Source organism: Arthrobacter sp. SD76 (assembly GCF_049726125.1).
Classification (GTDB): Bacteria; Actinomycetota; Actinomycetes; order Actinomycetales; family Micrococcaceae; genus Arthrobacter; species Arthrobacter nitrophenolicus.
Map to the genome: position 1 here is coordinate 2,041,365 of NZ_JBNBLR010000001.1, position 22,335 is coordinate 2,063,699.

13 protein-coding genes and 5 pseudogenes are annotated in these 22,335 nt (G+C 66.6%); 6 read left to right on the forward strand and 12 right to left on the reverse strand.

The annotated features are described in order from the left end of the window. Positions 1-75: 75 nt before the first annotated feature. Positions 76-2,380 (reverse strand): annotated as a pseudogene (locus ACPEE0_RS10175) (SulP family inorganic anion transporter). Positions 2,381-2,688: 308 nt separating this feature from the next. Then, positions 2,689-3,651, reverse strand: coding sequence for a heme o synthase (locus tag ACPEE0_RS10180; RefSeq protein ID WP_424574438.1), 963 nt, complete (start codon positions 3,649-3,651; stop codon positions 2,689-2,691). 445 nt (positions 3,652-4,096) lie between these two features. On the opposite strand from ACPEE0_RS10180, the gene tkt reads away from it, so the two are divergent. The 6 genes and pseudogenes from tkt to pgl all read left to right on the forward strand — a co-directional run bounded on the left by tkt (position 4,097) and on the right by pgl (position 12,318). After that, positions 4,097-6,214, forward strand: coding sequence for a transketolase (gene tkt, locus ACPEE0_RS10185; RefSeq protein WP_424575265.1), 2,118 nt, complete (start codon positions 4,097-4,099; stop codon positions 6,212-6,214). A gap of 29 nt (positions 6,215-6,243) precedes the next feature. After that, positions 6,244-7,360 (forward strand): annotated as a pseudogene (gene tal, locus ACPEE0_RS10190) (transaldolase). Between the two features lie 6 nt (positions 7,361-7,366). Continuing rightward, a complete protein-coding gene (locus ACPEE0_RS10195; RefSeq protein WP_424574439.1) occupies positions 7,367-8,998 on the forward strand; it encodes a glucose-6-phosphate isomerase in 1,632 nt (543 codons plus the stop codon). A 15-nt stretch (positions 8,999-9,013) separates the two neighbouring features. Next, positions 9,014-10,572, forward strand: a pseudogene (gene zwf, locus ACPEE0_RS10200) (glucose-6-phosphate dehydrogenase). Beyond that, positions 10,569-11,510, forward strand: coding sequence for a glucose-6-phosphate dehydrogenase assembly protein OpcA (locus ACPEE0_RS10205; RefSeq protein WP_424574440.1), 942 nt, complete (start codon positions 10,569-10,571; stop codon positions 11,508-11,510). Before zwf ends, ACPEE0_RS10205 begins: the two are co-directional and overlap by 4 nt. Continuing rightward, positions 11,500-12,318 (forward strand): 6-phosphogluconolactonase, encoded by an 819-nt coding sequence (gene pgl, locus ACPEE0_RS10210; protein ID WP_424574441.1) that lies wholly within the window; start codon positions 11,500-11,502, stop codon positions 12,316-12,318. The genes ACPEE0_RS10205 and pgl overlap by 11 nt, the downstream gene beginning before the upstream one ends. Here the strand turns inward: pgl and ACPEE0_RS10215 are convergent. The 10 genes and pseudogenes from ACPEE0_RS10215 to uvrC all read right to left on the reverse strand — a co-directional run bounded on the left by ACPEE0_RS10215 (position 12,251) and on the right by uvrC (position 22,296). Further along, positions 12,251-12,664 carry an RNA polymerase-binding protein RbpA gene (locus ACPEE0_RS10215; RefSeq protein WP_424574442.1) on the reverse strand — a complete coding sequence of 138 codons (414 nt, stop codon included), beginning with the start codon at positions 12,662-12,664 and terminating at the stop codon, positions 12,251-12,253. The two genes, pgl and ACPEE0_RS10215, sit on opposite strands and share 68 nt — an antisense overlap. 125 nt (positions 12,665-12,789) lie before the next feature. Further along, positions 12,790-13,043: pseudogene (secG, locus tag ACPEE0_RS10220) on the reverse strand (preprotein translocase subunit SecG). 50 nt (positions 13,044-13,093) lie between these two features. After that, on the reverse strand, positions 13,094-13,909 hold the full coding sequence (gene tpiA / locus ACPEE0_RS10225; RefSeq protein WP_354176927.1) for a triose-phosphate isomerase: 816 nt from the start codon (positions 13,907-13,909) through the stop codon (positions 13,094-13,096). 90 nt (positions 13,910-13,999) lie between these two features. Further along, positions 14,000-15,226 carry a phosphoglycerate kinase gene (locus ACPEE0_RS10230; RefSeq protein ID WP_424574443.1) on the reverse strand — a complete coding sequence of 409 codons (1,227 nt, stop codon included), beginning with the start codon at positions 15,224-15,226 and terminating at the stop codon, positions 14,000-14,002. 10 nt (positions 15,227-15,236) lie between these two features. Beyond that, positions 15,237-16,247: a type I glyceraldehyde-3-phosphate dehydrogenase gene (gap, locus tag ACPEE0_RS10235; protein WP_009357656.1), complete on the reverse strand. Its 1,011-nt coding sequence runs from the start codon at positions 16,245-16,247 to the stop codon at positions 15,237-15,239. Between the two features lie 261 nt (positions 16,248-16,508). Then, the gene (locus tag ACPEE0_RS10240; protein ID WP_009357655.1) at positions 16,509-17,135 is read right to left on the reverse strand and encodes a superoxide dismutase; all 627 of its coding nucleotides are present in this window, start codon (positions 17,133-17,135) and stop codon (positions 16,509-16,511) included. A 99-nt stretch (positions 17,136-17,234) separates the two neighbouring features. Then, positions 17,235-18,215 carry a DNA-binding protein WhiA gene (gene whiA / locus ACPEE0_RS10245; protein WP_009357654.1) on the reverse strand — a complete coding sequence of 327 codons (981 nt, stop codon included), beginning with the start codon at positions 18,213-18,215 and terminating at the stop codon, positions 17,235-17,237. Between the two features lie 9 nt (positions 18,216-18,224). Next, on the reverse strand, positions 18,225-19,244 hold the full coding sequence (locus ACPEE0_RS10250) for a gluconeogenesis factor YvcK family protein (protein ID WP_424574444.1): 1,020 nt from the start codon (positions 19,242-19,244) through the stop codon (positions 18,225-18,227). Continuing rightward, positions 19,244-20,167 carry an RNase adapter RapZ gene (rapZ, locus tag ACPEE0_RS10255; protein ID WP_133346942.1) on the reverse strand — a complete coding sequence of 308 codons (924 nt, stop codon included), beginning with the start codon at positions 20,165-20,167 and terminating at the stop codon, positions 19,244-19,246. Before rapZ ends, ACPEE0_RS10250 begins: the two co-directional genes overlap by 1 nt. Positions 20,168-20,236: 69 nt before the next feature. Then, positions 20,237-22,296 (reverse strand): annotated as a pseudogene (gene uvrC, locus ACPEE0_RS10260) (excinuclease ABC subunit UvrC). Positions 22,297-22,335 lie beyond the last annotated feature (39 nt).

A 22,335-nucleotide genomic window follows, 5' to 3' on the forward strand; every position in this document is an offset into this window, starting at 1 on the left:
GGCCAAAGTCAGCGAAGCGCCCCGGTTCCGAGGAACCGGGGCGCTTCGCGTCATGGACCGGCTAATTCACCTGGGTCAACGCATCGGCCCGGCGTTTGCCAGCTCCGCTGCACGGGCAGCATCCAGGTATTCGATCCCGGCTGTGGTGACCAGCAGGACCCGTGCTGTCGCAATGTCGTAGAATAGGCCTGTTGCCTGCACGGCGCCCCGTGCAAGGGCGGGACCGATCACCGGGTGGGTTTCCAGCTTGGCAAGCTGCACCGCCACGTTGACCATCCCCAGCTGGTCCACCTCGCCGTAGCCGGCCTCGGCCGCAGCCGCCGCCACCGGGTGGACTGCCCGCAGCTCCTGGTAGCTTGGCCGCGCATGTTCCAGCCAGGCGTCAAACCCGGCTCCGAGGGACGTGGCCGCGTTGCCGCCGGCGTCTGCGATGACGGCCTTCATGGCCCCGCAGTTCGAATGCCCGCAGACCACGATTGACTCCACGCCCAGGCCTTTGACGGCGAAGGCCAGGGCGGAATCGATCGAGGCATCCTGGCCTTCGTGGCACACCACGTTGCCAATGTTCCGCAGCGTCAGCAGGTCGCCCGGGCCGCTGCTGGTAATCAGGTTGGGGTTCACGCGCGAATCAACGCAGGCGATGAACAGCGCGTCCGGGTTTTGGCCGTCCGCAAGGTCCTGCACCATGGGCCGGACCTTGTCCGCAAAGCGGCGGTGGTACTTGTTGATCCCCATCAGCAGCGAACGCCGCGGGTCCCGTCCGGCGTCCTGTGCCGGCCCGCCCGCCTGCCAGGAGTTCCTGGGCGGCAGCGGGAGTTCGCTGGCTTCCTGGCGCTTGGGGGCCTGGTCTGCCGCGTCGCGGAAGAGGCTGTTGCCGTGTTCCTCCACCTGGACGGTGCCCCCGGCTGCCTCGTACTGGCGGCGCCAGGCTAGAACTGCCTCACGGAAGGCATGGTCCAGGTAGTCGGCGTTCAGTTCCACCATGACGTCCTTGCGCTCCGGAACCGAATGCAGCACCCGGTTCAGCCGCGGCAGGGCGAAGAAGCTGCACGACCCGTTGATGGTGATCCGCCACAGGACCGACGGCGGCACGGGCTGGTGCGCCTGGACGGACGCGCGCAGCACCCGCCACAGCACGCTGGCCGCGGCCAGCGCCAGTCCAATGAGGACGCCCTCCAGCAGGTTGAGGAAGACGACGCAGAGCAGCGTGACGGAGTAGATCAGGAAATCCCCGGTGCGGAGGCTGGTGCGGATATCCGCCACCTTGATCAGCCGGGCTCCGATCACCACAAGCAGTCCGGCGAGGACAGCCATCGGTATGAGCTGGATAAGGCCAGCGAAGAGGGCCGAGAAGGTCAGGACCCAAACACCGTGCAGGACCGCCGAGGTCCGTGTGGCGGCACCGGCCTCCACGTTGGTGGCGCTGCGGACGATGACGCCCGTGACGGGAAGTCCGCCCAGGGAACCGGAGACAATGTTGGCGGCGCCCTGTCCCATCAGTTCCCGGTTCAGGTTGGTGCGCGGTCCTGTCTGCATCTTGTCGACGGCGACGGCGGACAGCAGCGATTCGATGCTGGCGATCAGGGCCATCGAGAGCACGGCAAACGCGACGGCACGCCAGTTGCCGTCCGGCAGCTGCGGCAGCGCAACGGCGTCGATAATCGAACCGGACAAGGAGATGCGCTCAACGGCGGGCGCAAACGCAACGGACAGGGCGGTTCCGGCGGCGACGGCGGCCAGCGGTCCAGGAATCCGCCGCACTGCCGGCGGCAGGTGCTTCCAGACCAGCAGGATGGCCACGACGGCGAGGCCCAGCAATGCGGCATGGAGTTCAAGATTGGTGATGGCCGCCGGAAGGGCAGTCAGGTTCTCCAGGGCCGAACCGGCCGCCCGGGAGCCGAGCAGGACGTGGATCTGCTGCAGGATGATGGTGATGCCGATTCCGGCGAGCATCGCCTTCACCACCACCGGCGAGACGGCAAGGGCGGCCCTGCCGACGCGGCTGATGCCCAGCAGGAGTTGGAGGACGCCTGCCGCGGCCGTGATGGCGCAGGTTACCTGCCAGCCGAATTCCTGGACCAGCCCCGCCACGATGACGGTCAGTCCGGCGGCGGGCCCGACTCACCTGGAGGGGCGAGCCGCCCAGGCTGCCGGCCACGATGCCGCCCACGGCGGCTGCGATGAGGCCAGCCATGATTGGGGCGCCGGACGCGGCAGCAATGCCGAGGCTAAGCGGAAGGGCCACGAGGAACACCACCAGCGACGCCGGTACGTCGGCGCGCAGGTGTGCCAGGAAAGCCGGTTTTCGAAATCTTCGGGACGCGCCTGGTCCGGGCGGACTGTGGCTCGGAACGGTTGATGGATCGGATGCCTGTGCCATGGATCTTCCTTTGCTCGCGGGCAGGATCGATCCCAGCGTAAGCAGACTGTCACGCTTGCTGACTCGAAAAGTGATCAACATGACAGATCTGTCAACAACCCGGGCAGCGCCAAGCGCAAGCGGTAACGGATTGCCTGGATGTCCCGGGACGCTCGCTCACTTTTGGTGCCCAAACCCGAAACGCCAGCTCGGATGATGCTGCTTTAAACGGAACGCCCGCTCATCTATTTGCCTATTCGGCATGACGAGTGAGCGGGCGTTGGCGTTGGGGCCGCCATAAGTGCGCGGGCGTTGGAAGCGGGAGGTGCTTAGCCGGCTGCCATGACGGCGGGGCCTACGAACGGATCCACGGCCAGGGCGATGAACAGCAGGGTGAGGTAGCTGATGGAACCGTGGAAGACCTTCATGGCACGCTTGCCGGAGATCTCTTCGCGCTGGGCCTGGCTGTACAGGGAGTGCGATTCGTACAGGAACCACGCGCCGGCCAGGGTGGCTGTTGCGGTGTAGACCCACCCGGCGCCGCCGGCCGGGACCAGGAGGAGCGAGCAGGCCACCATGGCCCATGCGTAGAGGACCACCTGGACGGAGACCACCTTGGCACCTGCGATGGCACCCAGCATGGGCACGTTGGCGTTACGGTAGTCCTCGCCGTACTTCATGGACAGCGGCCAGTAGTGCGGCGGCGTCCACAGGAAGATCACCATGAAGAGGATGATGGCGGGCCATTCCACCGTGTTGGTCACTGCCGCCCAAGCAATCAGCACGGGGAAGCAGCCTGCGGCCCCGCCCCAGACAATGTTCTGGGCGGTGCGGCGCTTGAGGATGATGGTGTAGATCACCACGTAGAAGAAGATAGCGCCCAGGCCCAGCCAGGCGGACAGCGGGTTGGCACCGAACCAGAGGATGGCGATGGCCGCCGCTCCCAGGATCCACGAAAACACGAGTGCCTCGCGCGGCGTGACCTCGCCGGTCACGAGCGGACGTTTTTCGGTGCGGTGCATCAGTTTGTCGATGTCCCGGTCGATGTAGCAGTTGAACGCGCCGGCGCTGCCTGCCGCGAACGCGCCGCCCACCAAAGTGGCCAGGATCAGCCCGATGGAGGGGAAGCCGCGCTCCGCATAGATCATGGTGGGCAGCGTGCTGACCAGCAGCAGTTCGATAACCCGGGGTTTGGTGAGGGCGAGATACGCCTTGGCTTTACGGGCAAACCCGGCACCTGATGCCCGGGATGCGTTCAGCGGCGTATCTGTTGTGCTCACGGTGGCAGTCACCCGTTCTGTGTGGCAGTTGTGTCTGGCGGTGCAGCTACGGACGGCTGGAAAGGTCCGCTGCCCGGCATTGGCCTCCAAATATCATACCGTGCCGCCACCCTCCCACCTGCCCCCTGATATGCGCACTTGATCGCTCGGGTGCCAATTCGAGCAGATTAACTCAAGCTCACTTAAGGCTGATTCATAAAAGGGGAAATTGCGTCCAAATCCTGAGATTTGCGCCGCCCGGAGTATGGAATAGAGCTAAGCTGTCACCAGATCAGCACGCAGCAGGAAAGCGGTGGAAAACGCATTCCCATAGCTGGCCAGTGGCTGAGTGAGAGATCAACGTTTCGATGGTGAACGGCTGGTACACACCGCAGCGGGCGCCACACAGCGTGCCTTTATTCGGACCCGGTGTGCCGCCTGCCATCAGCACAGAGAGGGGCCCGGTTTCGTGCCACATTTGGAAGAGCAAGAACTGACTTGGACCGACCTGGACCAGCGCGCGGTGGACACTGTCCGCGTGCTGGCCGCCGATGCCGTGGAGAAGGTTGGCAACGGCCACCCTGGCACTGCGATGAGCCTGGCTCCGGCCGCTTACCTGCTGTTCCAGAAGCTGATGCGCCACGACCCCCGGGATCCGGACTGGATCGGCCGTGACCGGTTCATCCTCTCCCCCGGCCACACGTCGCTGACGCTGTACATCCAGCTGTTCCTGAACGGGTACGGGCTGGAGCTCGATGACCTGAAGGCCCTACGGACCTGGGGCTCGCTGACCCCGGGCCACCCGGAGTACAAGCACACCGCCGGCGTGGAAATCACCACCGGCCCGCTGGGCCAGGGCCTGGCCTCCTCGGTGGGCTTCGCCTACTCACAGCGCCGCCAGCGCGGCCTGTTCGACGCCGACGCCGCCCCGGGCACCAGCCCGTTCGACCACACCATCTGGGTCATCGCGTCCGACGGCGACCTCCAGGAAGGCGTCACGGCCGAGGCTTCCTCGCTGGCCGGCCACCAGGAACTGGGCAACCTCGTTGTCATCTACGACGAGAACCACATTTCCATCGAGGACGACACCGACATCGCGTTTACCGAGGACGTCCTGAAGCGCTACGAGGCCTACGGCTGGCACGTCCAGCGCGTCGACTGGACCAAGACCGGCGAGTACAAGGAAGACGTCCAGGAGCTCTACTCCGCACTGCTTGCTGCGAAGGCCGAGACCTCCAAGCCGTCCATCGTCTCGCTGCGCACCATCATCGGCTACCCCGCGCCGAAGAAGCAGAACACCGGCAAGATCCACGGTTCCGCCCTGGGTGCCGAGGAAGTCGCAGCACTCAAGTCGGTGCTGGGCTTCGACCCCGCCAAGTCCTTCGAGGTTGACCAGGAAGTCCTGGCCCACGCCCGTTCCGTGGTGGACCGCGGCGCCGCAGCCCGCAAGGAATGGGAAGAGTCCTTCAACGCCTGGCAGGCCGCCAACACCGAGGCCGCCGCGCTGCTGCAGCGCATCGAGGCCAAGGAACTTCCGGCCGGAGTGGACGAGGCCCTGCCGGTCTTCCCTGCAGGCAAGGACGTCTCCACCCGCGCCGCGTCAGGCAAGGTCCTGAACGCGCTCGGCCCGGTCCTGCCTGAACTCTGGGGTGGCTCCGCCGACCTCGCCGAGTCCAACAACACCACCATTGAAGGGTCGCCGTCGTTCGTCCCGGCGTCCAAGCAGACGGACGCCTGGTCCGGCAACCCGTACGGCCGGGTCCTGCACTTCGGCATCCGCGAGCACGCCGCCGCGTCGATCGTGAACGGCATCAGCCTGCACGGCCGAACCCGCGCCTTCTCCGGCACCTTCCTGATCTTCAGCGACTACCAGCGGCCGGCCATCCGCCTCGGCGCCCTGATGGGGGTCCCGTCCCTGTACGTGTGGACGCACGACTCCATCGGCCTGGGCGAGGACGGACCCACACACCAGCCGGTGGAACAGCTCGCCTCCCTTCGCGCCATCGTGGGCCTGGACGTCGTCCGCCCCGGTGACGCCAACGAAGTGGCAGCGGCGTGGAAGACCATGCTGGAAAACCACGACAACCCGGCCGGCATCGTCCTGACCCGCCAGAACATCCCCACCTGGGAACGCGGCGAGGGCGTAGCTGACGGTGACACCTTCGGCTCCACCGCCGGTGTTGCGAAGGGCGGCTACGTCCTGGCCGAAGCGTCCAAGGACGGCGCCACCGTCCCGGCCGACGTGATCCTGATCGCCACCGGCTCCGAGGTGCAGCTTGCCGTCAAGGCCCGCGAGACCCTGCAGGCAGAAGGCATCGCCGCCCGCGTTGTCTCCATGCCGTGCGTTGAATGGTTCAACAAGCAGGACGCCGCCTACCGCGAATCCGTCCTGCCCGCCGCCGTCAAGGCCCGCGTGTCCGTTGAAGCAGGACTTGCCCTGGGCTGGAAGGAATTCGTCGGCGACGCCGGCCGCTCCATCAGCCTCGAACACTACGGCGCTTCCGCCGACTACAAGCGCCTCTTCCAGGAGTTCGGCATCACCGCGGAGGCAGTCGCCGCCGCTGCCAAGGACTCCCTCGCCGGCCTCCAGGCCTAAACCCAGAACACTTGAGGAGATAAACCATCATGACTACTCCCACCCAGCAGCTCTCCGACGCCGGAGTTTCCATCTGGCTTGACGACCTGTCCCGCGGACGCCTGGAAACGGGCAGCCCTGGCCAAGCTCATCGAAGAGAAGAACGTGGTTGGCGTGACCACCAACCCGTCCATCTTCCACGCCGCCATCACCTCCGGCACCGACTACGACGCGACCATCGCCGAGCAGGCCGCCGCCGGCGCCAGCATCGAAGACACCATCTTCGAAATCACCACCACCGACGTCGCCGACGCCTGCGACCTCTTCGCCCCCGTGGCAGCAGCCACCAACGGCGTGGACGGCCGCGTCTCCATCGAGGTGGACCCCCGCCTGGCCTGGGACACCGCGGGCACCATCGCTGAGGCGAAGCACCTGTTCAAGAAGGTCAACAAGGACAACGTCCTGATCAAGATCCCCGCCACCCTGGAAGGCCTCGAGGCGATCACCGCCACCCTGGCCGAGGGCATCAGCGTTAACGTGACCCTGATCTTCTCCCTGGAGCGCTACCGCGCCGTCATCAACGCCTTCCAGTCAGGCCTGGAACAGGCCAAGGAGAACGGCCACGACCTCTCCAAGATCCACTCCGTGGCCTCCTTCTTCGTCTCCCGCGTGGACACCGAGATCGACAAGCGCCTGACCGCCATCGGCACCGAGGAAGCCCTCGCCCTCAAGGGCAAGGCCGGGGTCGCCAACGCCCGACTCGCCTACCAGGTCTACGAAGAGCTCTTCGCCACCGAACGCTGGGCCCTGCTGGCAGAGTCCGGCGCCCGCCCGCAGCGGCCGCTGTGGGCCTCCACCGGCGTGAAGGACCCGGCCTACCCGGACACCCTCTACGTCACCGAACTCGTCGCCCCCGGCGTGGTCAACACCATGCCCGAGAAGACCCTGGACGCCACCTTCGACCACGGCGTGGTCACCGGGAACACCATCAGCGGCACCTACGCCGAAGCCAACGCCACCCTCGATGCCCTGGAGAACCTCGGCGTGTCCTACAACGACGTCGTCGCAATCCTGGAATCCGAAGGCCTGGACAAGTTCGTGGCCAGCTGGAAGGAACTCCTGGCCGACGTCGAAGGTGCCCTCGCCTCAGCACGGAAGGCTTCCTAGTCCCACATGAGCACTCTCAGCTACGACGCCACCGGCGCAGCACAGCAGGCACTCGAGCAGCACATTCCCGCCCTGGTGGCGGACCGGATTGCCACCCGGATCTTCGCCAAGGACCACACCCTGTGGGGTGCGGACGCCGAGTCGGAGTCGGCGATCCGGCTTGGCTGGGTGGAGGCGGCCACCGTCTCCCAGCCCTTGGTGAAGGACATCCTGGAACTCCGCGACGCCCTTCGGTCCGAGGGTGTAACCCGCATCGTACTGTGCGGTATGGGCGGATCCTCGCTGGCACCCGAGGTCATTGCCGGTACCGCCGGCGTCGAGCTGACAGTGCTGGACAGCACGGACCCGGACCAGGTCCGTGCTGCCCTGGCAGACCGGCTGGCCGAGACCGCGATTGTGGTCTCGTCCAAGTCGGGCTCCACCGTGGAAACGGATTCCCAGCGCCGCGTGTTCGAGAAGGCGTTCAACGACGCCGGCATCGACGCCGCGAGCCGGATCATCATCGTCACCGATCCGGGTTCCCCGCTGGACAAGGCTTCCCGTGAGGCCGGCTACCGCGCCGTGTTCAACGCCGACCCCAACGTGGGCGGCCGTTTCTCGGCGCTGACCGCCTTCGGCCTGGTGCCTTCGGGCCTGGCCGGCGTGGACATCCAGGCCTTCCTTGATGAAGCCGAGGAGGCTGCGGAAATCCTCAACGAGGACGCACCGGAGAACATCGGACTGGCGCTCGGCGCCGCGCTGGGCGGCACCACCCCGCTGCGCAACAAGATCGTGATTGCCGAGGACGGATCCGGCATCGTCGGATTCGCCGACTGGGCCGAGCAGCTCATCGCGGAATCGACGGGCAAGCTGGGCACGGGTGTCCTGCCGGTTGTTGCGGGCCCCGCCTCCCCCGAGGTCAGCCACGGCGCGCCGGACGTCCTGGTGGTGCGCCTGGTGAACGCGGACGCCGACGTCGAACTCGGCGAAAACCAGGTGGCCATCGCAGGCGGCCTGGCCACGCAGATGATGGTGTGGGAGTTCGCCACGGCCGTCGCCGGCCGTCTTCTCGGCATCAACCCGTTCGACCAGCCGGACGTGGAGGCAGCCAAGGTCGCTGCCCGCGGCCTGCTGGACGCACAGCCCGAACCCACGCCCGCGGCGTTTGTCGACGGCGCCATCGAGGTCCGCGGCGGCGACTGGCTCGGTGACGCGGCCACCGCCGAAGGTGCCGTGAAGGCTTTGCTGGGCACGCTGTCCCCGGACAGCTACCTCAGCGTCCAGGCCTACTTCGACCGCCTGGCCTTCGCGGAACTGGAAGGCATCCGCGACGAGCTCGCGGCAGCCACCGGCCGGCCCGTGACCTTCGGCTGGGGACCGCGCTTCCTGCACTCCACCGGGCAGTTCCACAAGGGCGGTCCCGCCATCGGTGTGTTCCTCCAGGTGACGGCGTCCCCGGCTGAAGACCTGTCCATCCCGGACCGGCCCTTCACGTTCGGCGAGCTGATCTCCGCGCAGGCTGCGGGCGATGCGCAGGTCCTGGAAGGACACGGCCGCCCCGTCCTCCGCCTGCACCTGACCAACCGTGCCGCCGGCGTGGCGCAGCTGCAAGACATCATCGCAGCGCTCTCCGCCCGCGCATCCGCAACCGAAAGCTAAAGGCGCACAAGCACTATGCCAGAAACTGAATACGGCAGGAAGGCCGCGGGCCGGGGGCGGAATCCGCTTCGCGATCCGCGTGACCGCCGTTTGAACCGGATTGCCGGTCCGTCGTCGTTGGTGCTCTTCGGGGTCACCGGTGACTTGGCGCGGAAGAAGTTGATGCCGGCGGTGTATGACCTCGCCAACCGCGGGTTGCTGCCGCCGAGCTTCGCGCTGGTGGGCTTCGGGCGCCGTGAATGGAGCGATGAGGATTTCGCCGCCCAGGTGAAGTCCTCGGTGCAGTCGTACGCACGCACGCCGTTCGACGAGGCGGTGTGGAACCAGCTTGCCGAGGGCATCCGGTTCGTGCAGGGCGAGTTCGACGACGACGCCGCGTTCCAGCGGCTCGGCGACACGGTCAAGGAACTCGATGATGTCCGCGGCACACGGGGGAACCACGCGTTCTACCTCTCGATCCCGCCGAAGGCGTTCGAGCAGGTCTGCCGGCAGCTGTCCAAGCACGGGCTGGCGCAGGCCGACGGGGACAAGTGGCGCCGCGTGGTGATCGAGAAGCCGTTCGGGCACGACCTGGAATCGGCCCGGAAGCTCAACGACATCGTGGAGTCCGTGTTCCCAGCAGATGCTGTGTTCCGGATCGACCACTACCTTGGCAAGGAGACGGTCCAGAACATCCTCGCGCTGCGCTTCGCCAACCAGCTGTTCGAGCCATTGTGGAACGCCAACTTCGTGGACCATGTCCAGATCACGATGGCCGAGGACATCGGCACCGGCGGCCGGGCAGGGTATTACGACGGCGTGGGCGCTGCCCGGGACGTCATCCAGAACCACCTGCTGCAGCTGTTGGCGCTGACGGCGATGGAGGAGCCCATCTCCTTCAACGCCGATGACCTGCGCGCGGAGAAGGAAAAAGTCCTCGCCGCGGTCAAACTCCCCGAGGACTTGTCCACGCACTCGGCGCGGGGCCAGTCCACCGGCGGCTGGCAGGGCGGGGAACAGGTCCAGGGCTACCTGGAGGAAGAAGGCATCCCCGCGGATTCGACCACGGAAACCTACGCGGCGATCCGAGTGGACATCCACACCAGGCGCTGGGCCGGGGTTCCCTTCTACCTGCGCGCCGGAAAGCGCCTGGGCGGAGGGTCACGGAGATCGCAGTCGTATTCAAACGCGCACCCAACCTGCTGTTCCGGGACCACACGGACGATGACTTCGGGCAGAACGCCGTCGTGATCCGGGTCCAGCCCGACGAAGGCGCCACCATCCGGCTCGGGTCCAAGGTCCCCGGCACCCAGATGGAAGTCCGGGACGTGACCATGGACTTCGGGTACGGGCACTCCTTCACCGAGTCCTCCCCCGAAGCCTACGAACGGCTCATCCTGGATGTGCTGCTCGGCGAGCCGCCGCTGTTCCCGCGGCACGAGGAAGTGGAGCTCTCCTGGAAGATCCTCGACCCGTTCGAGGACTATTGGGCATCCCTCAAAGAGCAGCCCGAACCCTATGCCCCCGGCAGCTGGGGCCCCGCGTCCGCGGATGAATTGCTGGCCCGTGACGGACGAACCTGGAGAAGGCCATGATCGTTGACCTGCCCGATACCACCACCTCGAAGGTCTCCAAGAAGATTATGGCCCTGCGCGAGCAGGGTGGCGTGATCGCCCTGGGCCGGGTCCTGACCCTTGTCGTGGTCACGAAGTCCGGACTCGAAGAGGAAGCGATCGAGGCCGCGAACGAGGCCAGCCGGGAACACCCCTGCCGGATCATCGTGCTCGCCGACGCCGGAAAGGAACACGCGGACCGGCTGGACGCGCAAATCCGCGTCGGCGGAGACGCCGGCGCCTCAGAGGTGATCGTGCTGCGCGGCTACGGCCAGCTCGCACACGAGTCCGAGTCGCTGGTGGCCGCACTGCTGCTCCCTGACGCCCCGATCGTGGCCTGGTGGCCGCACGGTGCGCCGGAGAACGCGTGCGAAACCTCCATCGGCCGGATCGCGCACCGCCGGATCACCGACTCGGCAAACGAACCCGACCCCCAGGCCGCGCTGGAGAACATCCGTTCCACCTACAAGGCAGGCGACACCGACCTCGCCTGGACCCGCCTGACCAACTGGCGGATCCAGCTCGCTGCAGCCCTGGACGAGGTGGACACCTCCCCGGTAACCGCGGTCGCCGTCGAAGGTGCCTCGGATTCACCCAGCACCATCCTGCTGGCCGCCTGGCTCACCCTCACACTGGATGCCCCGGTCACCATCGTGGCCGACCCCGCGGGAACCGGGATCCGCCGGGTGCGCCTCAGCCGCCCCGGCGGCGACGTGCAGCTGTTCCGCCCCGGGCTTTCGGTCGCCGAGCTCACCCAGCCAGGCCAGCCCGCCCAACGGATCTCCCTGCCACGCCGCAGCCTCCGCGACTGCCTCGCCGAAGAACTCCGCCGGCTCGACCCCGACGAAGTGTTTGGCGAAGTGATTACTATTGGACTGCCACGTACCAATCTAAGGAGCGTCCGTCCCAGTGAGCGTTGAGCCCAGAGTAAGCGTCCATCCTGATTCATCCGTCCTGATGGCGGCCATTGCGGCCCGGCTCATCACCAAGCTCGTGGATGTGCAGGACAAATACGGTGAGGCCACCGTGGTGCTCACCGGAGGCACGGTGGGCATCGGCACGCTGAAGGCTGTAGCTGACTCTCCGGCGGCGCCCGCCGTCGACTGGTCCAGGGTGAACTTCTGGTGGGGCGACGAACGTTTCGTCGGTTCAGCGGATCCCGACCGGAACACGAAGCAGGCGTTTGACGCCCTGCTCTCGCGTATCCCGGTCGACCCGCAGCGCGTCCACCAGCCCGGTTCCTCCGACGACTTCGAGACACCCGAGGAGGCCGCAGAGGACTACGCACGGCGGCTGCGGGAGGCTGCGGCAGCCGAACATGCGGCTGACATGTCCGATGACCGGCCCGAACACCCGGCGGCGCTGCCCCGGCTCGACGTGGTTCTGCTCGGCGTGGGGCCTGACGCCCATGTAGCTTCGCTCTTCCCCGAGCAGGCAGGGATCCGGGAAAAGCAACGGACGGTTGTCGGAGTCCGCAACTCCCCCAAACCGCCGCCCCTGCGCGTGTCACTGACACTGCCGGCCATTAACACGGCAGCGGAGGTGTGGATGGTGGTCGCAGGCGAGGACAAGGCGGGTGCGGTTGGCCTGGCCCTCGCCGGGGCCAACCCCGTGCAGGTTCCCGCCGCAGGGCCGCGGGGAAGGTCCCGGACCCTCTGGCTTATCGACGAGAACGCCGCGTCACGTGTCCCGCAGCAGCTCGTCCGAAAGGATGCCGCGGGCGCGTAGCTTTCCAGCGCTCCGGCCAGGACGTCTTCGGCGTCCTGGCCGGAGCGTCTTCTTTAACGTACTCAAGATGGCTCTTGTAGCCATCGTCCAGCGCATCGGCCGCTGCCTCCGCATGGCCGTCCCGGGTGGCGGGCGCCCCGCACCTCCGGCAGTCCCACACCACCGGGATCTGGTCTTCCGGCAGCTTAAGGAAGACGGGCTGCGTTTCGTGGCCCTTAGCGCACCAGTAGGACACTTTGATCCGCGGCAGGGGGGCGCCATGGTCCTCGCCGGACTGGAGGCTGGAACCGGATCCTGCGGTGACGCCTGCACGGGTACCGCGGAAGCCTGATGCTGGATGGACCACCGGAACTCCTGCCTCGAAATGCCTGGCTTAAACAAAAACTGTGGCTGTCGGGAACCGACAGCCACAGTTTAGTAGGCAGATCCGCCGGACGGGAGTGCCCGCCGGTGCGCCTCAGCCGAAGAGAATCAGGAGTCGCCGCCGCTGAACCGCATGATCAGGCCCAGGGCGATGATGACGATGCCCAGGTGACACCCAGGATCACGGTGAACCTGTTCAGGTTCCGCTCGGCCACGCCGGAGGAGCTCAGGCCCGAACTCATTCCGCCGCCGAACATGTCCGACAGACCGCCGCCCCGTCCCTTGTGGAGGAGGATGAGCAGCGTCAGCAGGAGGCTGGTGATGCCCAGGAGGATCTGCAGGATGACATGAAGAACGTCCACGACGGCCTTTCAGGAAGTTGGGATTGCGGGAGCGTGCGCTGCGGGACGGACTAGTCCGCCACCAGGTGACTCTCGAACCTGACAATATTAGCAAACTCGGCAGGATCGAGGCTTGCGCCACCCACCAGCAGGCCGTCGACGTCGCGCTCCTTCAGGATGGCGGCGGCGTTGTTGGCCTTGACCGATCCGCCGTAGAGCAGGCGGGTCTTGGCAGCGACATCGGCATCGAACAGCGAGGCGAGCTCGGCGCGGATGGCGGCGCACATCTCCTGTGCGTCCTCCGGTCCGGCAACTTCACCGGTGCCAATGGCCCAGACGGGCTCGTAGGCAACGACGAGCTCTGCTGCCTGCTCGCTGGTCAGGCCCGCGACGCCGGCGCGCAGCTGCTCCAGGGTGTGGTTCACGTGCGTGCCGGCCTGGCGGACCTCCAGGCCCTCTCCGACGCACAGGACGGGCGTGACGCCATGCTTGAAGGCGGCCTTGACCTTGGCGTTGAGGACGTCGTCGGATTCGTTGTGGATGGTGCGCCGTTCGCTGTGGCCCACCAGCACGTACTTGCACCCGAGCTTGTTGAGGAACTGGCCGGAGATGTCCCCGGTGTAGGCGCCGGAATCGAACTGCGACAGGTCCTGGCCGCCGTAGGCGATGTCCAGGTCGTCGCCCTGGACCAGCGTCTGGACACCGCGGAGGTCGGTGAACGGCGGGAAAACAGCTACCTCGACGCGGCTGTAGTCGTGCTTGGCATCTGAAAGGGTCCAGGCCAGCTTCTGCAGGAGGGTAATGCCCTGCACGTGGTCCATGTTCATTTTCCAGTTGCCCGCGATGAAGGGCTTGCGGTCGAAAGCGCCATTCGTAGACGAAGTCACGTAATCTCCAAAAAGTCTTGATAAGTGATCGGCCGGCAGGCTGCCGCGCGGGCAACCTGCCGGCCTGAGGACTGGAAGGTGGGGTACTGCCTAGCGGTCCAGGACGCTGAGGCCGGGGAGTTCCTTGCCTTCGAGGTATTCCAGGCTGGCGCCGCCACCGGTTGAGATGTGGCCGAACTGGTCATCTGCGAACCCAAGGGTGCGGACGGCAGCCGCGGAGTCGCCGCCGCCCACCACCGTGAACGCTTCGGTTTCGGTGAGGGCCTGGGCAATGGCGCGGGTTCCGGCGGAGAACGCTTCGAATTCGAAGACCCCCATCGGGCCGTTCCAGAAGACCGTCTTGGCTCCCTTGATCCGGCTGGCGAAGGCAGCGGCCGAGTCCGGGCCAATGTCCAGGCCGATGCCCTGGGCGCCGAAGCTGCTGTCCTCGATGGCGTCCGCGGCCACGGTCTCGTGCGCAGCGTCAGCCGCGAACTTCTCCGCCACCACGACGTCGGTGGGCACCACGAATTGGGTGCCGGCGTCCGAGGCGCGCTTCAGGTAGTCCTGGACCACGGGAATCTGGTCCTCCTCGAGCAGGCTGGAAGCCACCTTGTGGCCTGCCGCTGCGAGGAAGGTGAACAGCATGCCGCCACCCACCAGGATGGTGTCAGCCTTGCCGATCAGGTTGTCGATGACCGCCAGCTTGTCCGAAACCTTGGATCCGCCGAGCACTACAACGTAGGGACGCTGGGTATCGGCCGTGAGCTTGCGCAGGACCTCCACCTCGGTGTGCACCAGGTCGCCCAGGTACGACGGAAGCCGGGTGGCGACGTCGTACACGCTGGCGTGCTTGCGGTGCACGGCTCCAAAAGCGTCGTCCACGTAGGCGCCGTTGTCACCGGTCAGCGCCACCAGCTCGTCAGCGAAGGCGCCGCGCTCGGCGTCGTCCTTGCTGGTTTCGCGGGCGTCGAACCGGACGTTCTCCAGAACCAGGGCTTCGCCGTCCTGCAGCGACGCCGCGGCTTCCTTGGCGGAACTGCCAACGGTGTCCCCGCCAGGGTGACCTTGAAGCCGGCAAGTTCGGCCAGCCGGTCCACTGCGGGGCGGAGGGAGTGCTTCTCCTCGGGGGGCGCCCTTGGGGCGGCCAAGGTGGGCTGTTACCAGCACGCGGGCACCGGCGTCCGTGAGCTTTGACAGCACTGGAAGTGAGGCCTTGATGCGGCCGTCGTCAGTGACTGTAGAGCCGTCGAGCGGCACATTCAGGTCACTACGAACCAGAATGTACCGCCCGCGGACACCTTCAGCGAGAAGTTCGTTGAGGGTGTGTGATGTCATGTGTCTAACCCTAGCCCAGCTTGGACGCGACAAGCTCCGTAAGGTCGACGAGGCGGTTCGAGTAGCCCCATTCGTTGTCATACCAGGAAACAACCTTGACCTGGTTGCCGATGACCTTGGTCAGTCCGGCGTCGAAGATGGACGATGCGGGGTCTCCGACGATGTCGGAAGACACGATGGGCTCCTCCGTGTAGGTCAGGAAGCCCTGCAGTTCCTCGGACTCCGCAGCGCGCTTGAGGGCGGCGTTGACTTCTTCCACGGTGGTCTCGCGGGAGACGGTGACGGTGAGGTCGGTGGCGGAACCGGTGGGCACGGGAACGCGGATGGCGTAGCCGTCCAGCTTGCCCTTCAGCTCCGGCAGGACCAGGCCGATGGCCTTGGCGGCACCGGTGGAGGTGGGCACCATGTTGATGGCGGCGGCGCGGGCACGGCGCAGGTCCTTGTGCGGGCCGTCCTGCAGGTTCTGGTCGGCGGTGTAGGCGTGGACCGTGGTCATGAGGCCCCGCTCGATGCCGAATTCATCGTTGACCACCTTGGCCAGCGGGCCCAGGCAGTTGGTGGTGCAGGACGCGTTGGAAATGATGTTGTGGGTGGCGTTGTCGTACAGGTTGTGGTTGACACCCATAACAATGGTGATGTCCTCGTCCGAAGCCGGAGCGGAGATCAGGACCTTCTTGGCGCCGGCGTCGATGTGCTTCTGCGCGTCGGCGGCCTTGGTGAAGAAGCCGGTGGATTCGATGACGATGTCCACGCCCAGCTCGCCCCAGGGAAGCTTGGCGGGATCGCGCTCTGCCAGGACCTTGACGACGTTGCCGTTGACGACGATGTTGCCGTCCTTGACCTCGATGGTTTCCTTCAGGCGGCCGCCCACGGAATCGTACTTGAACAGGTGCGCCAGGGCCTCGGGGCTGGTGAGGTCGTTGACGGCTACGATCTCGAGGTCCGCGCCCTGTGCCAGTGCTGCGCGGAAGTAGTTGCGGCCGATGCGGCCAAAGCCGTTAATACCAATACGGGTCGTCACTTTTTCAGTCTCCTTGGTGCTTTTAGAAGCACTACTAGTTGAGCGGGCGTTCAAGCCAACTAACAGATCCCGCACGCCATTGGGCAGAGATGATTTACATACGGAGGGCGACCAGCCTCATTGCTGAAGGCTAACCGCCTTCCGTGACCTATCTTACGTTTAACTGGGTCCGCCCCCGCAAGTGCGGGGGCGGACGGTCCACATCGCAGCCCATTTAAGTCCGAATGTGAAGTTTGTAACAAGCGCGTGTAGCGCGGGTCACTACGGGAGGGTGATGAGTCCGGTGGCGTTGGTGCGTGCTGCCTCGAAGCGCTTGGCGACGTCGGCCCAGTTCACGATGTTCCAGAACGCCTTGACGTAGTCGGCCTTGACGTTGACGTAGTCCAGGTAGAAGGCGTGCTCCCACATGTCGAGCATCAGCAGCGGGGTGGTGCCCAGTGCCGTGTTGCCCTGCTGGTCGTAGAGCTGCTCGATGACCAGGTTGCCGCCGATGGGCTCGTAGGCCAGGAAGCCCCAGCCCGATCCCTGCAGGCCGAGTGCGGCGGCGGAGAACTGGGCGCGGAAGGCGTCGAAGGAGCCGAAGGCGTCGTCGATGGCGGCAGCCAGCTCACCCTCGGGCTTGTCGCCGCCGTCCGGGGACAGGTTGTTCCAGAAGACGGAGTGGTTGATGTGCCCGCCGGTGTGGAACGCGAGGTCCTTGGAGAGCCTGTTGATGTTGGCGAAGTCGCCCTTCTCGCGGGCTTCGGCCAGCTGGGCCAGGGCGTTGTTGGCGCCAGCAACGTAGGCGGCGTGGTGCTTGCTGTGGTGCAGCTCCATGATCCGCGCGGAGATGTGCGGTTCAAGGGCGGCGTAGTCGTAGCTGAGTTCAGGCAATACGTACTCGGTCACAAAATCCTCCAATATCGTGGACGCTCGGTCCGGTTGGTAACTCTCGGATTATGCATCCGGGCGGCTGGCGCCCGGAATCTTTTTGATTCTATGGGTCGGTCACTCGTCCAGCATTTCGGGCGTCACATTGGCGTCCGTACCGGGAATGCCGAGGTCAGCGGCGCGCTTGTCCGCCATGGCCAGGAGGCGGCGGATGCGTCCGGCGATCGCGTCCTTGGTCATGACCGGGTCGGCCAGGCGGCCCAGTTCGTCCAGGCTGGCCTGTTTGTGGGCCACGCGCAGCTCACCGGCGTACTTCAGGTGCTCGGGGACGTCGTCGCCCAGGATCTCGAGGGCACGCTCCACACGGGCACCGGCGGCCACCGCAGCCTGGGCCGAGCGGCGCAGGTTGGCGTCGTCGAAGTTGGCAAGGCGGTTGGCGGTGGCGCGGACTTCCTTGCGCATGCGCCGCTCCTCCCAGACCATCAGCGCATCGTGGGCGCCCATGCGGGTGAGGAGGGCGGCGATGGTATCGCCGTCGCGGATGACCACGCGGTCCACGCCGCGGACTTCCCGCGCCTTGGCCTGGATGTCCAGCCGGCGCGCGGCCCCCACCAGTGCCAGGGCGGATTCCGGGCCGGGGCAGGTGACCTCCAGCGAGGAGGACCGGCCGGGCTCGGTGAGCGAGCCGTGGGCAAGGAACGCGCCCCGCCACACCGCTTCGGCATCCGCGGCGGACCCGTTGACGACGGCGGAGGGCAGCCCGCGCACAGGCCGGCCGCGGCCGTCCAGGAGGCCGGTCTGCCGGGCCAGCGCTTCGCCGTCGCGCACCACGCGGACCACGTAGCGGCTGGCGCGGCGCAGTCCCCCGGCGGATACGACGATGATTTCGCTCTGGTGCCCGTAGACCTCGGCGATAGCGGCGCGCAGGCGCCGGGCCGTGGATGCCAGGTCCACTTCGGCTTCGATGACGATCCGGCCGGAGATGATGTGCAGCCCGCCGGCGAAACGAAGCATTGCTGAGACTTCGGCCTTGCGCACCGATGACTTTTTGATGTCCAGACGGGACAGTTCTTCCTTGACCGATGCTGTCAGTGCCATGGCACCTTCCTAACTGTTCCCAAAAATGTCCTGGTACGCCGTCGCCAGACGCAGGGGATCGTGGACGGGCCGGCGTCCCGACGCCCCTACTTTACCCAAGACAACCTCGGCCCCGATCATTGCGGCGGCCCACTCGAACTCCTGCCGGTCCGGCACCGACGCGGGATCGGCCAGGACAACGTCCACCGTGAACTCCGGGGCGTAGCGCCGCAGCACGTCGAGATGGTCTGCGGCCGTCATGCCCGACGTCTCCTTGGTGTCCGTGGCGAGGTTCATGGTGAGGCAGCGTTTGGCCGGGGTGCTGCAGAGCGCCTGGCGCATTTCCGGCAGCAGCAGGTGCGGCAGCACTGAGGTGTACCAGGAGCCCGGGCCCAGGATGACCCAGTCGGCCAGTTCGATCGCCGTGAGCGCTTCGGTGCAGGCAGGGGCAGCCTCAGGCAGGAGCCGGACGTGTTCCAGCGAGCCCGCCACGGCGCAGCGCGCCTGCCCGCGGATGGTCTGCAGGGCGGAGGCGCCGTCCGGCGCGGTGACCCGGACGTCCCCTTCGATGGTCAGTGGCTCGGTGGACATGGGAAGGACCTGGCCGCGTGCGCCCAGCAGCGCACCGGCCCACTTCAGCCCGGCCACCGTGTCCCCCAGCAGTTCCCACAGGGTGACGATCAGCAGGTTCCCCATGGCGTGCTCGTCCAGCGAACCGCCCGGGCCCTTGCCGGGACGGAAGCGGTGCTGCATCACGTCGCGCCAGGTCCGGCCCCAGTCCGTGTCGTCGCAGAGCGCGGACAGGGCCATCCGCAGGTCCCCGGGCGGGAGGACGCCGTACTCTTCGCGCAGGCGCCCTGACGATCCGCCGTCGTCCGCCACCGTCACGACGGCGGTCAGTTCGGACGTGAGGAGGCGCAGCGCCGAAAGGGAGGCGGAGAGGCCGTGGCCGCCGCCGAGCGCGACAACGTTGGGACCTTTGTCGTGCTGGCTGGCTCCGGTTCCGGACGCAGGCGGAACCAGCGGCAGCGCGCCGGTGAACAGCGCCATTATTCGCGGCCCAGATCCCGGTGCGTGGTGGTCACGGTGACCCGGGGGTATTGGGCGAGTTTCTTGGACAGTTCGACGGCGACCGCAACCGAGCGGTGTTTTCCGCCGGTGCAGCCCACGGCAATGGTGGCGTAGTGCTTGTTTTCGCGCCGGTATCCGTCCAGGACGGGCTCCAGGGCCATGACGTACCGGTCGACGAAGTTCTTGACGCCTTCCGCCTCCAGCACATAGTCGCTGACGTCCTTGTCCAGCCCGGTGTGCGGGCGCAGCTGCGGAACCCAGTGCGGGTTGGGGATGAACCGGACGTCTGCCACGTAGTTGGCGTCGACGGGCAGGCCGTACTTGAAGCCGAAGCTCATGATATTCAGCCGGAGCGCCACCGGGCCGGTTTCGCTGAAGAGTTCCGTGATGGCTGTGGCCAGCCCGTGGACGTTGTACCCGGACGTGTCCAGGACGACGTCGGAGCTGTCGCGCAGTTCCTGCAGCAGCTCGCGTTCGGCGGCGATGCCGTCCAGGATGCGGCCGCCGCCCTGCAGCGGATGCGGCCGGCGTCCCTGTTCGAAGCGACGGACCAGGACGTTGTCGCTGGCGTCCAGGAACAGGACCCGGAAGGTGACGCCGCTGGCGGCGAGGGCACCGAGGGCGGCGCGGATATCAGCGAAGAGCCCCTTGCTGCGGACGTCGATCACGACGGCGAGCCGCGGGATGGACTGCGGGGCGTGGGAGACGAGCTCGGCCAGGGTGCCCAGCATCTGCGGCGGCAGGTTCTCCACTACGTACCAGCCGTGGTCCTCCAGCGCGTCGGCGGCGGTGCTCCGGCCGGCTCCGGACATTCCGGTGACCACCAGCAGCTCCGCTTCGAGCGGCTTGACGGGCTGCATCCCGTCCTGCCCGGCTCCGGATTCCGCCGTCGTGTCTGCCATTAAGTCCGCCCCGTTTCTGTTGTTGCCATCCAGGGGCGCACCCGGCGCAAACCCCGCCCCTTACCCTAGCTAAGTTTCGATGATTTCGCCGGTGGACATGTTGATGGCGGGCACCGTTGCCGCAGCCCGGTCGCCCGTGGCGAAGTGGTTCACAATGGCGCTGGCCAGCGCAGGGCCAATGCCCTTGGCCTGCGAGAGCTCTTCGGCGGAGGCGGCCTTGACCCCCTTGACGGACCCGAAGTGGGCCAGCAGCGCCTTGCGCTTGGACGCGCCCAGCCCGGGAACTCCGTCCAGCGCCGATACCGTCATCGCCTTGCCGCGCTTCTGCCGGTGGAACGTGATGGCGAAGCGGTGGGCTTCGTCGCGGATGCGCTGCAGCAGGTACAGCCCCTGTGACGTCCGGGGAAGGATCACGGGGAAGTCGCTGTCCGGCAGCCAGACCTCTTCGAGGCGCTTGGCAAGGCCCACCACGTACACATCGTCGATGCCGAGGTCCGCGAGGGCCCGGGCGGCGGCGTTGACCTGCGGCTTGCCGCCGTCGACCACCACCAGGTTGGGCGGATAGGCGAACTTCGCCCGCGGGGCGGGCGTGGTGGTGTCCTGCAAGGCACTGTCCTGGAGCGTGCTGTCCTGCACGGTGCTGTCCAGGGGCGCCGCCTGCTGCCCGGGCACCGGCTGTTCCGCCTCTCCCGGATCGGGGGCCAGCAATGATTCGTCCACCTGGGCCGACTTGTCCTGCAGGTAGTGGCGGAACCGCCGGGTGAGGACGTCGTGCATGGCGGCCGTGTCATCGGCGGCCGCGGGCCCGGTGACGGAAAACTTCCGGTAGTCGGATTTCTTTGGCAGGCCGTCCTCCACCACCACCATGGAGGCCACCACATTGGTTCCCTGGACGTGGGAGACGTCGAAGCACTCGATCCGCAGCAGCGGCACCGGCAGGTCCAGCGCTTCCTGGAGTTCCTGGAGGGCCTGCGAGCGGACCGTGAGGTCCCCCGCCCTGCGCGTCTTGTGCAGCTTCAGTGCATGTTCGGCGTTTTCACGGACGGTGGTCATGAGGGCGGCCTTGTCGCCACGCTGCGGTACCCGGATGTCCACTTTGGCGCCCCGGATTCCGCCGAGCCATCGGCCAGTTCCCCCGCGTTGCTGGGCTCCACGGGTACCAGCACCTCGCGGGGCAGCCTGCCGTGGCTGTCGCCGTCGTTGCCGTAGACCTGCTGCAGGAGGTGCTCCACGAGGTCAGGTGTGGTGAAGTCCTCCACTTTCTCGACCACCCAGCCGCGCTGGCCACGGATCCTGCCGCCGCGGACGTGGAACACCTGCACCGCGGCCTCGAGCTCGTCTTCGTGGAGCGCGAAGATGTCCGCGTCCGTGTCCTCCGAGAGCACCACGGCATTGCGTTCGAAGACTTTACGGAGCGCGGCAATGTCGTCCCGGATCCTGGCGGCGTGCTCGTAGTCAAGCTCGGCCACGGCGTCCGCCATCTGCTTTTCCAGCTTGGCGATAAAGCGCTTGGCCTCGCCGCCCATGAAGGCGCAAAAGTCCTCGGCCAGGGAGCGGTGGTCCTCGGGCGAAATGCGGCTTACGCACGGGGCCGAGCATTTGTCGATGTAGCCCAAAAGGCAGGGCCGGCCGGTGGCTTCGGCGCGCTTGAACACCCCTGCGCTGCAGCTGCGGACCGGGAACACCCGGAGCAGGGTGTCCATGGTTTCCCTGATGGCCCCCGCGGTGTACGGACCGAAGTAGCGGGTGCCCTTCTTCTTGTCGCCCCGCATGACCTGGACCCGCGGGTACTTCTCCCCCATGGTCACGGCAAGGTACGGGTACGTCTTGTCATCCCGGAACACCACGTTGAACCGGGGCTTGAATTCCTTGATCCAGGTGTATTCCAGCTGCAGCGACTCCAGCTCGCTGCCCACCACCGTCCACTCCACGCTGCTGGCCGCATGGACCATGGCGTAAGTCTTGGGCAGCAGCCCTGCCGGGTTGGCGAAGTAGGAGTTCAGCCGGGAACGGAGGCTTTTGGCCTTGCCGACGTAGATGACCCGGCCGTGGGGGTCGCGGAACCGGTAGACCCCCGGGTTGGTGGGGATTTCACCCGTCCTGGGCCGGTAACTTGCTGGATTTGCCACTTATCCATTCTACTGAGCCGTACCCGCTGGCTTTGCCAG

Bases quoted from the DNA above. Each gene is read 5' to 3' on its own strand.
- ACPEE0_RS10195 (WP_424574439.1), top strand. From the start codon at position 7,367: ATGAGCACTCTCAGCTACGACGCCACCGGCGCAGCACAGCAGGCACTC.
- ACPEE0_RS10205 (WP_424574440.1), top strand. From the start codon at position 10,569: ATGATCGTTGACCTGCCCGATACCACCACCTCGAAGGTCTCCAAGAAG.
- ACPEE0_RS10230 (WP_424574443.1), bottom strand. From the start codon at position 15,226: ATGACATCACACACCCTCAACGAACTTCTCGCTGAAGGTGTCCGCGGG.
- whiA (WP_009357654.1), bottom strand. From the start codon at position 18,215: ATGGCACTGACAGCATCGGTCAAGGAAGAACTGTCCCGTCTGGACATC.
- ACPEE0_RS10250 (WP_424574444.1), bottom strand. From the start codon at position 19,244: ATGGCGCTGTTCACCGGCGCGCTGCCGCTGGTTCCGCCTGCGTCCGGA.
- rapZ (WP_133346942.1), bottom strand. From the start codon at position 20,167: ATGGCAGACACGACGGCGGAATCCGGAGCCGGGCAGGACGGGATGCAG.